Source organism: Polaromonas sp. (assembly GCF_029945925.1).
GTDB lineage: Bacteria > Pseudomonadota > Gammaproteobacteria > Burkholderiales > Burkholderiaceae_C > Polaromonas.
The window spans coordinates 61,788-74,548 of the sequence record NZ_JAQSDN010000049.1; the positions used below are offsets into that span (position 1 = coordinate 61,788).

Consider the following 12,761-nt stretch of genomic DNA (forward strand, 5'->3'; position numbering starts at 1 on the left):
AGTGACAAAACAGAAGACTGAAAAAAGAAACGCGAAAAATCAAAGAGGAAAAACAAAACGGCGCCCATTTCGGGCCTGCGCAAGCAGGCTGGAAATGGACGCCGTTGTCCCGGTGAAGCCGTGGAAGACTTTTGAAACGGACCGCCGTTGGCCCCTTCATGCCATTAACCAAGCAGCAACCGTGCCAGATGATTTCAATGCGGAGGTCGGGCTGGTGTTTGCCTCTGAAAAACGGCCTGGCGCGGCGGCGCCGGGGATGCAGGACACGTTCAGCCGGGGTGCGCCATCATGGTGCGGATGCCCTCAGGCGGCACAGGCCTTGTGCTGAATCAGGGCGTTCCGGTGGCCAGGTAGTCCGCCATGGCCAGCACGGCTTCGGCCACGTCGGTCAGGCGGCGGTTCTGGTTCATGGCGGTTTGCCTGAGCATCTTGTAGGCCTCTTCTTCACTGAGCTTGCGGTGCGCCATCAGCAGGCCCTTGGCGCGTTCGATGAGCTTTCGCTCGTTGAGAGAGGCGCGCGCCGTCTCCAGCTCGTCGCTCATGGCCTGTAGCCGGCTCGCCTGGTCCTGGACCAGCTCGAGGATGGAACGGTCCAGGTGCGGGCCGTAAGAAGTGGCCGAGGGACCGGTCTGGCCCGTTCCTGCCGGCAGGCTGCCACCCTTTGCCGTGAGTGCGGCGAGGATCATCTGGTGGTCGCGCAGTTCGGCGCGGGCCTGCACGATCTTCTGTTCGCACAGCTGCAGCAGCTCGGCGGCCAGCTGGTCTTCGACGGTTTTCATGGCATCGATGCGGTGGGTGCAGCAGTCGAACCAGGTCTGGCTCAGGTTGGGGTCGAGGACGCCGGTTGCCACCGAGCAGGCGATGCGGCGCAGGCGTTCCAGGTCTGCCAGCGTGGCGGTGCTCTGGCTGGTCTGCCAGAGTTCGCGCAGCGCCAGCGTCGAAAAGTCGCTGAACACCTGCACGCAGCGTTCCTGCGACTGGATCAGGTGCAGCCATTGCTGCTGGCGCTGGCTGTCGGTCTGGCCCGAAGCGAAGGTGGCCGCGCCAAACGCGCGCTCCTGGCCGGCAAACTCCTTGCCCTGCATGAAGTTGAACATGGCCACCAGCAGCCGCGAAATCTCGGGGTTGGTGGCGCTGTCGGCCGCTTCAAAGACCACGGCCAGCAGGCCGGCGATCAGCTTGACAAATGCCGCCGTGGCCTCCGCCGCGGCCACTTCCTGCGCCCTGATGCGGGCCCGCAGGGCGGGCAGGGCGTCGAGTTCGTGCAGGACAAAGGCAATGCGGCTGAACAGCCGGGCGCCGTTGTTCAGGTGGCCGGCATCGGTGTCCAGGCGGTCGAAGCTGGCGCGCAGCTCGTCCTCGACCTGCTGGCAATCGAGCACCTGGCGAGGCAGCTGCGCGGCAAACCGGGCGCCCTGCGAGCCCAGAAAAACATTGGAAATGCCGCGTTCCTTCTGCAGCACGTGGACCAGCCGCCCGATCACGTTGACCAGCGCGCTGGTGCGCGTGAGTTGCTCGAGGTCGTTGATTTCGCAGCGCCTGGCGGCAATCAGAAAGCTCAATCCGGATTTCATCGTTTCAGTCAAAGGGAGGTCCGTCATTGTCCAGCAACATTCATGCCCCGGGCCGCTTCCGGCCCGGACCGGGGCGAACGGCGCACCGCGCTTTACACTGGAGGCCATGCTTGTACTGGGAATTGAATCGAGTTGTGACGAAACCGGCGTGGCGCTTGTCGATGCCTCGGGGCAGGGCGTGCCGGCTTTGCTGGCGCACGCGCTGCACAGCCAGATCGACATGCACCAGGCCTACGGCGGCGTGGTGCCCGAACTGGCCAGCCGCGACCACATCCGCCGTGTGTTGCCGCTGATCAGCGAGGTGCTGGGTCAGGCGCGGCGTTCGCTGGCCGATGTGGACGTGGTGGCCTACACGCGCGGCCCGGGCCTGGCCGGCGCGCTGCTGGTGGGCGCCGGCGTGGCCTGTTCGCTGGCAGCGGCGCTGGGCAAGCCGGTGATGGGGGTGCATCACCTCGAAGGGCATTTGCTCTCGCCTTTTTTGAGCGCCGATCCGCCGCAGTTTTCATTTGTGGCGCTGCTGGTGTCCGGCGGCCACACCCAGCTGATGCGGGTGAACCGGGTGGGCAGTTACGAGTTGCTGGGTGAAACCATTGACGATGCCGCCGGTGAGGCCTTTGACAAGTCAGCCAAGTTGCTGGGCCTGCCTTATCCTGGCGGGCCGCACCTGGCCAAGCTGGCGCTGGGCGGCGACGCCCAGGCCTTCAAGTTGCCCCGGCCCCTGCTGCACAGCGGCGACCTCGATTTTTCATTTTCCGGCCTCAAAACCGCGGTGCTGACGCAGGCAAAAAAACTCGGTGAGCCCATGGGCGAGCAGGCCCGGGCCGACCTGGCGGCCTCGACGCAGGCGGCCATTGTGGAAGTGCTGGTCAAAAAATCGTTGAAAGCGCTGGAGCAGACCGGCCTGAAGCGGCTGGTGGTGGCCGGCGGCGTGGGGGCCAATACCCTGCTGCGTGAACAGCTCAACGCGGCCTGCGCGACAAAGGGTATTCGGGTGCATTACCCCGAAATGCATTTGTGCACCGACAACGGCGCCATGATCGCGCTGGCGGCCGGCATGCGGCTGCAGGCAGGCCTGGAAAGCCTGCAGCGCGGCTACACCTTTGACGTGAAGCCGCGCTGGGGTCTGGCGGAGATCGCGGTCTAGGCTTGATGCCCGTTGTGCAGCCGGCTCGGTGGCCGGTCAGCGGCATCCCCTTGTTGACGGGGATTTCCCCTCAAGCGTCAACCTCAACACGCTGTTTTCCAGTCTGGCGCTGCTGGCTGCAGCGTCGTTCTGGCTGGCTATGCGCCGCACATTGCCTTCGACGCCGATCTCAGGCTGCACTCTTGTCAGACCCGGAAAACATCCCCCGGCTGGGTGACACATGACTGGCTGCCCGCCACCGGAGGCAGGGTGTCGCCAGCAAGGGCAAAAACCCCATTATCCATATGGGTTACGCAGCATCACCCTTCGCGGTGATAGACGGAGCGCGACAGCTACTAAAAAATCAATCTCTACAGCGGACACGGTGCCTGTTGCCGGGGATGGTTTGTGGTTTCCGCCGCAGCAACAGGTTGCAATCATTGAATCAACGGAGACAAGACATGGAATTCAACAAGGAATTTGACGCATCTGGCATGGCCTGCCCGCTGCCCATCGTGAAAACCAAGAAGGCGCTGGCCGACATGAGTTCCGGGCAGGTGCTGCGCGTCATCGCCACTGATCCCGGATCGGTCTGCGATATGGCCGCCTTTGCCGAGCAGACCGGCAACACACTGCTGGAACAAGGCACCGAAAGCGGCAAGCACGTCTTCTATCTCAAGAAAGCCTGAGCCCGAGAGCGCAGCTCAACACACCCCGGAGCACATACGCATGGCAAGCAAAAAAATGGCGCTGATCGCCACCAAAGGCACGCTGGACATGGCCTATCCGCCTTTCATCCTGGCGTCCACTGCGGCAGCGCTGGGCTGGGAGGTCCAGATTTTTTTTACCTTCTACGGACTTCAGTTGCTGCGCAAGAGCCTGGATGGCGTCAAGATCAGCCCGCTGGCCAATCCCGCCATGCCCATGCCTGTGCCGATGCCGGTCATGGTGCAGATGCTGCCGGGCATGGAATCCATGGCCACGATGATGATGAAGAACAAGATGAAGTCCAAAGGCGTGGCGTCCTTGCAGGAACTGCGTGACCTCTGTCTCGAGGCGGAGGTCAAGTTTGTCGCTTGCCAGATGACGGTGGACCTGTTCGAGTTTGAGACCAGCGAGTTCATCAAGGATGTGGAGTACGGCGGCGCCGCCACCTTCATGAAGTTTGCGGGCGAATCCGACGTCTGCCTGTTTATTTGAGAAACCCTGTTGCCGGTACAGCCTGTGCCGGCATCCACCAACTGCGAAGCCATCCCGGACGGGATCGGCAGTGTGACAGTACGGTCAAAACCGAAATAGAACAAGGTCATGAAAAAAATCTGCTCCTGTGCTCTACCCTGCCTGGCTTGTCACAGGCTGGCCTGCCGGCCTTGGGAACGGCGCAGGTCATGGGCATCTTCAGTGTCTCCTGAAAGCATTCGGGACACGCTCACCCGCGTCGCGGGTGGCGACGAACGAAGCAAGCCGTCATTTTCCAGTCTGGAGCGTTTGACATGAGCGAAGCAATCAGCCCAGCCACCATGGTCGTATGGGGCGGCTTTGTTCTGGCCTTTATTTTTGGCGCAGTCGCCAACAAGACCAACTTCTGCACCATGGGGGCTATCTCTGACATTGTCAACATGGCGCACTGGGGGCGCATGCGCATGTGGCTTCTCACGATTGCGGTGGCCGTGGTGGGTTCCAACCTGCTGTATTACTTTGGCCTGATCGATCTCTCCAAGTCCGTCTATCAACGCCCGTCGCTGAGCTGGCTTTCCATGCTGCTGGGGGGCTTTCTGTTTGGCGTGGGTATGACGATCGCGGCGGGCTGCACCAACAAGAATCTGGTGCGCCTGGGCGGCGGCAGTGTGCGCTCGCTGGTGGTGCTGGTATTTCTGGCGATTTCGGCTTACATGACGCTCAAGGGCTTGTTCGGCCAGTGGCGTGCCAGCTATCTGGATACGGTGGTGCTCGACTTGTCCCAATGGGGTCTGACCACGCAGGGGCTGTCGCAAATTCTGGCCAGGCTGACCGGCCTGCCCGAAAAAACCGCCTTGCTCACCACCGCGCTGTTGGCAGGTCTGGGTCTGCTGGTGTTCGTCTTCAAGGACAAACGCTTTCGCGGCAATCTGTCACAAGTGACCGGCGCGATTGTTCTTGGTTTGCTGATCGTCGCGGCCTGGTTTCTGACCGGGAACATCGGCTATGGTGAAAACCCCGATACGCTGGAAACCGTGTATTTCGCGACCAACACCCGCACGCTGGAATCGCTGAGCTTTGTCGCGCCAACGGCTTTCAGCCTGGAGCTGCTGATGTTGTGGACGGACAAGTCGATGCGTGTGACGTTTGGTATCGCTACGGTGATCGGTGTTGTGCTCGGCTCCTTTGCCTATGCCGTCAGCACGCGGCAGTTTCGCTGGGAAGGTTTTGCCTCGCTGGAAGATTTGCGCACCCAGCTGACAGGCGCAGTGCTGATGGGTTTCGGTGGCGTCACAGCGCTTGGCTGCACCATTGGCCAGGGTCTCTCGGGCGTCTCCACCCTGGCGCTGGGCTCGTTCATTGCGCTGACGGGCATCGTCTCCGGCGCGGTCGTCACGATGAAGTGGCAGCAGCGCTGAAAAGGCGCACGGCTCTTGTGGCCCGGCGGCCTGGCACTAGTACTGCAGCACGGAAGTAGCGAAACAAAATGAAAGTGATGACTTCGTGCCCAGGGCAAGGCGCAAGCCGCAGCGAAGGCTGTGCGCCTTCGCAAGGATTGCAACGCCGCCATGGGTGCGAAGGCGCGCTTTCATGTTTCGATATTTTCGGGTTGCAGTACTAGGGCTTGGGTGTCTGGGCGCGGCGCCGCGGCTGCCACGCCATCATGCTGGCGACAATCTCTCCCCAGGGCAACTCCAGCAGGCTCGCATCGTTGCGCTTGGCCTTTTGCACCATGGCATGGACGTCAGCCGTGGGCGCCGCCACCGCGGCCTGCAAGCCGCGCAGGCCGCCGCATTGCAGCTGCATGGCTTTGGCGTGGACCAGGGGAACACCCGGGCGGGGCAGGCGCAGCGCGAACGTAGCCCGCTCACGGAACAGGCTTTCCAGCGTCGTGCAGTTGATACGGGCCACTTCAAGCGAGCAGGCGACGACTTCGCGCTCGGCCAGCGCGTGCCGGCTGGCCAGTTCGCACTGGGCACAGCCCGCCAGAAGGGCCCTCTCGAACACACAGGGTGAGAGGTTGAGGGTCCGGCGTGACGCGTGATACGCAGGCTCATCCACGGTGAGGATCTCAGTCGTCGCCCCTGGGTCCCGGCGTGCGAACCTGGCACAACAGGTCTTCGGCCTGCAGCTCATTGTCTGCGAACATGATTTTTATTTTTCCCGGCGAGTCGACCGTCTGTTCGGCACGCAGTCGCTTGGCATGGATGGACGCTTGCTGGAAGGTTCCGGACTCGGACAGTTTTTCCAGCTGCGCGAAGGGTTTGATCAGGTAGATGTAGTAGGGCATGGGTCGGATTCAATCTGTCGGGGTGACGACTTCAGATGTAGTGTTTGGAAGCGCGCCGGCGCCCCGGCAGGGCCTTCTGGATAATGACGCCGCGCACGGCGCTCAGGTCCGGCAGCGGCGCATCGGCGAAAGCCGGGTTCAGCGGGTGCAGCACCCAGCCGGTACCAGCGCGCAGCAGTTGCCTGAAGGTCCAGGCTTGCTGGTGCCAGGCCAGCACATAGGAGCCGTCCCGGGCCATTCCGTCGGGCTCGATGATGATGATCTCGCCCTCGTTGAACTCGGGTGCCATGCTGTGGCCCAGCACCATCAGCGCAAAGGACTCGCCGCCCGCGCAGTCGGGCACCAGGGTATCGGCCGCTGGGGAAGTCGCATCGGCATAGGTGCTCCCATGCGATGTTGAGGAATCCGGGCCTGGCAGCATGTGAAAACTCGGTAAATAGGTGTCGACTCACAGCACCTGGGTGACTATTTGGGCCGCTGCGACGCCTGCCGCGCGCAGTTCATCATGCAGTGTGCTGACAAAGCCAGCGGGCCCGGCCAGATAGAAATCACAGTCAATGTCAAACAGGTCGGCCCGCATGGCTTGGGCGATCTGCCGGGCGCCGACTGCAACATCTGCATGTGACACCAACTCAAATTCAAACTGGTCCAGCGCCTCGGACCAGGCGCGGCACTGGTTGCTGAAGAAATGCCCATCGCTGCCCGTGGCCAGCCAGAACAGCGAGAGCGAAGGCGCCGCATCCAGCGACAGCGCATGCTCGATCAGGCTTTTGATGGGCGCGAAGCCGCCATCGCAGGCGGCGAATACCAGCGGACGGTGTCCATCGGCCAATACGAACTCACCCGTTGGCCCCAACACCCTGACGGCGGCGCCGGGCTGGATATCACCCGCAAACAGGTGCCGCGCCAGAGCGTCGGACTCATCGCGGGAAATGAAAAAGAGCAGATTCCGGTCGTCACAGGGACAACTGGCTATCGGGTGGGTGGCATGCGCATCGCCTTGCCCTGGCATCGTCCACCCCAGCGACACCGACTGGCCGGCCAGGAAGCGCAGCCTGTGCGTACGCGGCGTCTGCAGATGCAGCAGCCGCGTATCGGGCGCCTGTGCAGTCACGGCTCTCACTTGCGCCACGATGTGCTGTTCAGGGATATCCAGCGGCCCGCTGGCCTCCAGCAGCTCCAGCGTGAGCTCGCTGCTGGCGGCGGTGTTGCAGCACATCAGGGTGTAGCCCTGGGTTTTTTCTGCTTCCGACAGGGCGTAGTCAAAGTGCTGGGTTTTCACAACCTCGCCGGAAATCACGCGCACCTTGCACATGCCGCAACTGCCATTGCCGCAGCCGTAGTTGAGTTTGAGCCCGGCCTGCAGCCCCGACTGCAACAGGGTGGCACGCCCCTCCACCGAGAATTCGTGCCCACTGGGGCGCACCGTCACCTGTGCCGACATCACTTTGAGCATATCGTCCATCACCTCCAGCAAATCGACTGATTCGGTGGCCAACGCCTGCGCCAGGCCCTGGGTAACCTGTTGTTCCAGCGCCTGCCAGGTGGCATCGCCAGGACGCTTTGCGGCCAGTTCCCGAATGCGCTGTTGCAGCGCGATCACCAGGCCGTGGTAACGCTGCAGGTGCTTGCGCACGTCGGCCAGTTCCTGGCTTTGCGCAAACAGCCGCTGCGCCAGCACTTCCTGGCTGGGCAACATGCGCTCGCGCACGCGCCTGCCGAATGCTTCGTCCCGGATTTGCGCCACGCGCTCCAGCAAACCGGATTCCTCAAGCTTGGCGCCGGGGTACAGGCGCAGCAAGGCATCGGTGGACACCAGTCCGTCACTCAGGACCAGCGTGCCGTCGCGCACCTGTTGCTGCAGCACCCCGCGCGCCACGCCCACCAACTGGGCGGCACGCCATACGCTGACCTGATGTGACATGGTGCTCTTCCGCTATTGTTTTAGTAGCTTCTTGCGCCCTGTTTAAAAGGGTCGAAAGCTGATTTGCCAAATGAAACCGGTGCAGTGGCGCCGGCCCTGGCTGGCCCGGGCGAACGGATGCGATCGAGATACCGGGCACGGTACAGCAGCCGGGGGTGCTCGGGATCGTCCGCAAAGCCGGCGCGGTCGTGCAACACGTTGTTACACACCAGCCCCATGCCGGGCTCGAGTCGCACACGAATCCGGTGCGGCCCGTCAGACCCCAGCAACTGCTCCAGGAAAGCGACCGCCGCGCGCGTTGGCGCATCGTCCTTCCACTGCACACTGCGAGTGCGTGCCGTGTAGCGCATGTGCAGCGCGCCGCTGGATTCATCTACCGAGAACACCGGCCCGGACTGCTCGGCGCGCGCCACACCGTCTTCATCAAGCCGCTCGGGAATGGTCATGGCGTCGGGCGCCATGAGCGCGCGCACCCAGTCCGGGTTGGCTTCGCGCACAGCGATGTAGGCCATCTCGTGGTCCATCAGGGCGTTCTCGCCGCCTGCGGCGGCCGCCCGCACACAATGCAGAATCATCGCCCGGATGTGCCGGGACTGCGGGTGATAGTAGCCATCGGTATGCCACTTGATCGGCCGGTTGGTATAGGGAATGAACGCGGTGCGATCACCCACCTTCGTCGCCACCTCGATCTGCGAAATACCGTCTTCGTCGGCCAGCCAGTTGCCGTCCAGACGGTGCAGCCCTAACTGCTGCGCCAGTTGGCGAGGAATAGCCTTGTCCGGGCCATACACCGGGCTGCGGTAGATCGCCATATTGGCCGTGGCACAGCGTTGCAGCAGCGCTTGCCGTTCGGCATCACTGAGGCTGCGGGGGTCGGTCACGTCAACCACCAGGTCCTGCGCGCGGGGCGGATGGCTGGCGCGCTTGGCGTCACGCCAGCGCTGGTAGGCGGCTGGGGCTTCAAGGTCGAACGGCGTGTTCATCATGGCACTGTGCTCAGTCGCCGGATGTGGCGGTGCGGGCGGCGCGCGGCGCGCGCGCTTCGGTGGACAGCACGTCCTGCATGGCGCGCTGCAGCATTTCCACGGCCTCGGGTACTTCGGTGGCCATGATCTGATCAACCACCCAGCGCTGGTCCTTTTGCGGCATGAGCGCCTCGATGCGATGCCCGAGGTAGCGAACGAAGGCAAAGTCCGGCCCGTCGGGGCCAAAGCCAAACTCGGCGTAGTGGTCTGCCAGCTCGTTGAACAGGTCAATGAATTCGTCATAGTGACTGGGCTGGCCCGCAGGTGGTTCGCCCAGCAGGTTGTCCTCGTTCTCCTGCAACACCTCGGCCAGACGCCTTACCAATGCATGGATGAACTCGCCACGCTCCTCAGAGCCCATGCGCTCAAACGCCATGCGGTCCAGCACATGGGCCAGAAATACCAGCACCTCACGCGTGAAGGCAAAGTACTGCGGCCCGATGTCGATGTCAAAGTGGGCCGAGCGCATCTGCTTGAGCATGTTCTGCGTCACGCGCCAGACGATGAAGGCCATCGCACTGGCGGTTTGCTGCGGGGTCTTGGCGGTTCCTGAGCGGAACCACTGGCTCTTGATTCTGATGTTGGCCATATCAAACCAGCGAACGTGGGGGCCATGTCAAGCCACCACACGCAGTGGCAAGCGTGGGGGCGAGCTTCTCCGCCGGGCCGCCCCAAGGAGAAGCAGCCCCCTCGGGGGGCAGCGCAGCACACGCAGTGGCAAGCGTGGGGGCGAGCTTCTCCGCCGGGCCGCCCCCAGGAGAAGCAGCCCCCTCGGGGGGCAGCGCAGCACACGCAGTGGCAAGCGTGGGGGCCATATCTCAATAGCCACCCTTGCCCAAGGGCTGCGGCAAGGCCGCTACCTTGGGACCTTGCTTGGCGGGCCCTGTCGGAAACAGATCGTAGAGATACTTGCTGTCCACTTCAGGGCGTATGTCGGCCATGCCCTTGAGCATGGCACGGAAATTCGGCGTGTGGCCGTTTTCGCGGTACTGGTCGCGCAGGTAGTTGATAACTTCCCAGTGCGCATCGGTCAACTCGATGTGTTCGGCCGAGGCGATGACGCGCACCGCCTCATCGTCAAATACCGGCTCAAGCAGGTAGCCCTGATCGTCGGTCTCGTGCTCCACGCCATGGATGTTGTAGCTCATTTTTACGTCTCCGTTTCTTCAGTTGCCCAGGAAACCCCTACACCGCCGCCGCTGACCTGTGCGGCACAAATATCCCGCAACCCAGCAGCCGGTGCGGCCCCAGGCCATGCTGCTGCAGACGCAGCGATTGTTCCGGCGGCAGTGCGTGCAGCATCAGGCTGAAGGTGTCCAGTACACGGCCTGACGCCAGCACGCGTTGGCGCTTGCCGCATACCCGCTCGCCGCCAATGGCCAACTCGGCCAGTTCCCGATCCACCGCCGCCATGAACGTCATTTCGTCCGCGCTGCCTGCCGCCACCCTGTACGCATACAGGGTGGAGTGGGGCAGCAGCTCGCGCAGGTGCGGTCGCCCCAAGCGCAGGAGATGGGCACCCACAGTCAGGTCAAGCCCTGCCAGCGCCAGCAGTTCGTCCGCGCGCTCCGCCCCCACCCGCAGCAACAAGCACGTTCGCCGGGACAGCAGGGCATGTTCGTCGCTGCCCTGCACCACCTTGATGGGATGTATGCCTGCCACAGGATCTGTGTCCAGCCAGGGTAACTGCGCACACAGGCCCTGTTGCAGCGCCTGTGCATGGTCGCGCGGCAATATCTGCCCCTGGATGGGAAACGCAGCGTCCACCGCCGCCTTGTCCGGTGCTTGCGGGGGGCTCATTCCGGCTCCTGGGTTGGGGGCACCGTCTGGGGCTGCGTCTGCGCCCAGCGCAGCAAGGCCTCGCCCCAAAGGCGCGCCGTCTGAGGGTCGATTTCAAACACCGTGAAACGGCTTTTCTCGCGTATACGCGTACGTAGCAGACTCATGCCGCCCGCGTCATAGTCCAGCTGCTGCAATTCGATGACCTGCCCGCCGAGCGGACTGATCAGCTTTTCAAGCGGAGTAACGGTCGTCATGTGGCCAGTCTTTAACTCTCTGCCGACCATCCTGGTGCAACTGCGTCGTGAAAGTCCACGCCGCCGGACCGGATAAATCGTCGGTACTGCCATTGGGCGCAATGGCGGGCCGTGCCGTCTATAACCGGCACGGGTGGGGGCATATAGCTCTAATGGGTAGCACAGAATAATCAACGAGGGTGATATCGCAGCACGCAGGGGCAACCGTACTATTTGCTCCAGAGTTGACCGTGAACCGGCCCGAAGAGGCAGACGTCAACAAGGCCACGTTGATTTCGATGGGCGCACCCGCTCACCCCCTTGACAGGAGACACACCATGAGCAAGAAACCGCACGACACCCCCATGCTTGACCAGTTGGAGGCCGGTCCGTGGCCCAGCTTTGTCACCGGTCTGAAGCGTCTGGCCAAAGAGAGCGACTATATGACCGACCTGATGGGTCAGCTGGAGCACTCCTACAAAACCCGCAAGGGCTACTGGAAGGGCGGAACGGTGGGGGTGTTTGGCTACGGCGGCGGCGTGATTCCGCGCTTCTCCGAAGTCGCTGAGATGTTCCCGGCCTCCAGGGAATTCCACACCCTGCGGGTACAGCCACCGGCGGGCATGCACTACAACACCGATGTGTTGCGCAAGATGTGTGACATCTGGGAGCGTCACGGTTCTGGCCTGATCGCCTTTCACGGTCAGTCCGGTGACATCATGTTCCAGGGTGCCAGCACGGCGAACGTGCAGGGTGCATTCGATGAGCTGAATGAACTGGGCTTTGACCTCGGTGGTGCCGGCCCGGCGGTGCGTACCTCCATGTCCTGCGTCGGTGCGGCGCGCTGCGAGCAGTCCTGCTTTGACGAAGCGCGGGCGCATCGCCAGGTGGTCAACACCTTCCTGGATGACATGCACCGCCCGGCGCTGCCGTACAAGTTCAAGTTCAAGTTTTCGGGATGCCCGAATGACTGCATGAATTCCATCCAGCGTGCGGATATGGCGGTCATTGGCACCTGGCGCGACAACATGCGTACCGACGAACCCCTTGCCCGCAAATGGTTCGCCAAACACGGCATGACCGAACTGGTGAACGATGTGGTCAGCCGTTGCCCGACCAAGGCCATCATGCTCAAGGAGACCAAGGACGTCTCCAAGGGGCCAAAGATTTCCAGCGTCGCCCTGAACGACACGCAGTCGCTGGAAATCGACAACGCCAACTGCGTGCGCTGCATGCATTGCATCAACGTCATGACCGGTGCCTTGGCCACGGGTACGGACAAGGGTGTGACGGTGCTGATGGGGGGCAAGCGCACGCTCAAGATCGGTGACCTGATGGGCACCGTGGTGACGCCCTTCATGCCGATGAAGACCGATGAGGATTACCAGGCTCTGGTGGAACTGGCCCAGAAGTCTATCGACTTCTTTGCCGAGAACGCACTGGAACACGAGCGTACCGGCGAGATGATCGAGCGCATCGGCCTGGTCAACTTCCTGGAAGGTATCGGTCTGGAGATCGATCCCAACATGGTTTCCACGCCGCGCACCAACCCCTATGTCCGCACCGACGGCTGGGACGACGAGGTGGCCAAGATCAATGCCCGCAAGGCGGCGGCCTGAAATTCTGACGAA

Annotated in this window: 16 protein-coding genes; 6 read left to right on the forward strand and 10 right to left on the reverse strand. The window is 62.7% G+C overall.

Annotated elements, in window-relative coordinates:
* The first annotated feature begins 1 nt into the window (after position 1).
* The gene (locus tag PSV40_RS17565) at positions 2–328 is read left to right on the forward strand and encodes a hypothetical protein (protein ID WP_300540173.1); all 327 of its coding nucleotides are present in this window, start codon (positions 2–4) and stop codon (positions 326–328) included.
* 1 nt (position 329) lies between these two features.
* On the opposite strand, the gene PSV40_RS17570 is transcribed toward PSV40_RS17565, so the two are convergent.
* Positions 330–1,574, reverse strand: coding sequence for a nitrate regulatory protein (locus tag PSV40_RS17570; protein ID WP_300540174.1), 1,245 nt, complete (start codon positions 1,572–1,574; stop codon positions 330–332).
* Between the two features lie 106 nt (positions 1,575–1,680).
* Between PSV40_RS17570 and tsaD the strand changes: the two genes are divergently transcribed.
* From tsaD to PSV40_RS17590, 4 genes are all read left to right on the forward strand, one after another.
* Positions 1,681–2,718, forward strand: coding sequence for a tRNA (adenosine(37)-N6)-threonylcarbamoyltransferase complex transferase subunit TsaD (tsaD, locus tag PSV40_RS17575; RefSeq protein ID WP_300540176.1), 1,038 nt, complete (start codon positions 1,681–1,683; stop codon positions 2,716–2,718).
* A gap of 440 nt (positions 2,719–3,158) precedes the next feature.
* Complete coding sequence (locus tag PSV40_RS17580) at positions 3,159–3,386, forward strand: sulfurtransferase TusA family protein (RefSeq protein ID WP_300540178.1); 228 nt, start codon at positions 3,159–3,161, stop codon at positions 3,384–3,386.
* A gap of 40 nt (positions 3,387–3,426) precedes the next feature.
* On the forward strand, positions 3,427–3,897 hold the full coding sequence (locus tag PSV40_RS17585; protein ID WP_300540180.1) for a DsrE/DsrF/DrsH-like family protein: 471 nt from the start codon (positions 3,427–3,429) through the stop codon (positions 3,895–3,897).
* Between the two features lie 293 nt (positions 3,898–4,190).
* Positions 4,191–5,294 carry a YeeE/YedE family protein gene (locus PSV40_RS17590; protein WP_300540181.1) on the forward strand — a complete coding sequence of 368 codons (1,104 nt, stop codon included), beginning with the start codon at positions 4,191–4,193 and terminating at the stop codon, positions 5,292–5,294.
* A gap of 199 nt (positions 5,295–5,493) precedes the next feature.
* Here the strand turns inward: PSV40_RS17590 and PSV40_RS17595 are convergent, their stop codons facing one another.
* The 9 genes from PSV40_RS17595 to PSV40_RS17635 form a co-directional block, all read right to left on the reverse strand.
* Positions 5,494–5,937, reverse strand: coding sequence for a hypothetical protein (locus PSV40_RS17595; RefSeq protein WP_300540183.1), 444 nt, complete (start codon positions 5,935–5,937; stop codon positions 5,494–5,496).
* 10 nt (positions 5,938–5,947) lie between these two features.
* Positions 5,948–6,166 carry a hypothetical protein gene (locus PSV40_RS17600; RefSeq protein ID WP_300540185.1) on the reverse strand — a complete coding sequence of 73 codons (219 nt, stop codon included), beginning with the start codon at positions 6,164–6,166 and terminating at the stop codon, positions 5,948–5,950.
* A 31-nt stretch (positions 6,167–6,197) separates the two neighbouring features.
* Entirely contained in the window at positions 6,198–6,587 is a 390-nt protein-coding gene (locus tag PSV40_RS17605; RefSeq protein WP_300540187.1) for a S24 family peptidase, read from the reverse strand.
* A 27-nt stretch (positions 6,588–6,614) separates the two neighbouring features.
* On the reverse strand, positions 6,615–8,090 hold the full coding sequence (locus PSV40_RS17610) for a 2Fe-2S iron-sulfur cluster-binding protein (protein ID WP_300540189.1): 1,476 nt from the start codon (positions 8,088–8,090) through the stop codon (positions 6,615–6,617).
* Positions 8,091–8,110: 20 nt separating this feature from the next.
* Entirely contained in the window at positions 8,111–9,076 is a 966-nt protein-coding gene (locus tag PSV40_RS17615; RefSeq protein WP_300540190.1) for a TauD/TfdA family dioxygenase, read from the reverse strand.
* A gap of 10 nt (positions 9,077–9,086) precedes the next feature.
* The gene (locus PSV40_RS17620; protein WP_300540192.1) at positions 9,087–9,704 is read right to left on the reverse strand and encodes a hypothetical protein; all 618 of its coding nucleotides are present in this window, start codon (positions 9,702–9,704) and stop codon (positions 9,087–9,089) included.
* A gap of 229 nt (positions 9,705–9,933) precedes the next feature.
* Positions 9,934–10,263, reverse strand: a complete 330-nt coding sequence (locus PSV40_RS17625) for a TusE/DsrC/DsvC family sulfur relay protein (protein ID WP_300540194.1) — start codon at positions 10,261–10,263, stop codon at positions 9,934–9,936.
* Positions 10,264–10,300: 37 nt separating this feature from the next.
* Positions 10,301–10,915: a type I-MYXAN CRISPR-associated protein Cas6/Cmx6 gene (gene cas6 / locus PSV40_RS17630; RefSeq protein ID WP_300540195.1), complete on the reverse strand. Its 615-nt coding sequence runs from the start codon at positions 10,913–10,915 to the stop codon at positions 10,301–10,303.
* Positions 10,912–11,151 (reverse strand): hypothetical protein, encoded by a 240-nt coding sequence (locus PSV40_RS17635; RefSeq protein WP_300540198.1) that lies wholly within the window; start codon positions 11,149–11,151, stop codon positions 10,912–10,914. Before PSV40_RS17635 ends, cas6 begins: the two co-directional genes overlap by 4 nt.
* A gap of 317 nt (positions 11,152–11,468) precedes the next feature.
* Here PSV40_RS17635 and dsrA point away from each other — a divergent pair, with 317 nt between their 5' ends.
* Positions 11,469–12,749, forward strand: a complete 1,281-nt coding sequence (gene dsrA, locus PSV40_RS17640) for a dissimilatory-type sulfite reductase subunit alpha (RefSeq protein ID WP_300540200.1) — start codon at positions 11,469–11,471, stop codon at positions 12,747–12,749.
* Positions 12,750–12,761 lie beyond the last annotated feature (12 nt).

What these genes read in the sequence shown, in the direction of transcription:
- PSV40_RS17570 (WP_300540174.1), bottom strand. Translation starts at nt 1,574, where the DNA reads ATGAAATCCGGATTGAGCTTTCTGATTGCCGCCAGGCGCTGCGAAATC.
- tsaD (WP_300540176.1), top strand. Translation starts at nt 1,681, where the DNA reads ATGCTTGTACTGGGAATTGAATCGAGTTGTGACGAAACCGGCGTGGCG.
- PSV40_RS17580 (WP_300540178.1), top strand. Translation starts at nt 3,159, where the DNA reads ATGGAATTCAACAAGGAATTTGACGCATCTGGCATGGCCTGCCCGCTG.
- PSV40_RS17585 (WP_300540180.1), top strand. Translation starts at nt 3,427, where the DNA reads ATGGCAAGCAAAAAAATGGCGCTGATCGCCACCAAAGGCACGCTGGAC.
- PSV40_RS17590 (WP_300540181.1), top strand. Translation starts at nt 4,191, where the DNA reads ATGAGCGAAGCAATCAGCCCAGCCACCATGGTCGTATGGGGCGGCTTT.
- PSV40_RS17600 (WP_300540185.1), bottom strand. Translation starts at nt 6,166, where the DNA reads ATGCCCTACTACATCTACCTGATCAAACCCTTCGCGCAGCTGGAAAAA.
- PSV40_RS17605 (WP_300540187.1), bottom strand. Translation starts at nt 6,587, where the DNA reads ATGCTGCCAGGCCCGGATTCCTCAACATCGCATGGGAGCACCTATGCC.
- PSV40_RS17610 (WP_300540189.1), bottom strand. Translation starts at nt 8,090, where the DNA reads ATGTCACATCAGGTCAGCGTATGGCGTGCCGCCCAGTTGGTGGGCGTG.
- PSV40_RS17615 (WP_300540190.1), bottom strand. Translation starts at nt 9,076, where the DNA reads ATGATGAACACGCCGTTCGACCTTGAAGCCCCAGCCGCCTACCAGCGC.
- PSV40_RS17620 (WP_300540192.1), bottom strand. Translation starts at nt 9,704, where the DNA reads ATGGCCAACATCAGAATCAAGAGCCAGTGGTTCCGCTCAGGAACCGCC.
- PSV40_RS17625 (WP_300540194.1), bottom strand. Translation starts at nt 10,263, where the DNA reads ATGAGCTACAACATCCATGGCGTGGAGCACGAGACCGACGATCAGGGC.
- cas6 (WP_300540195.1), bottom strand. Translation starts at nt 10,915, where the DNA reads ATGAGCCCCCCGCAAGCACCGGACAAGGCGGCGGTGGACGCTGCGTTT.
- PSV40_RS17635 (WP_300540198.1), bottom strand. Translation starts at nt 11,151, where the DNA reads ATGACGACCGTTACTCCGCTTGAAAAGCTGATCAGTCCGCTCGGCGGG.
- dsrA (WP_300540200.1), top strand. Translation starts at nt 11,469, where the DNA reads ATGAGCAAGAAACCGCACGACACCCCCATGCTTGACCAGTTGGAGGCC.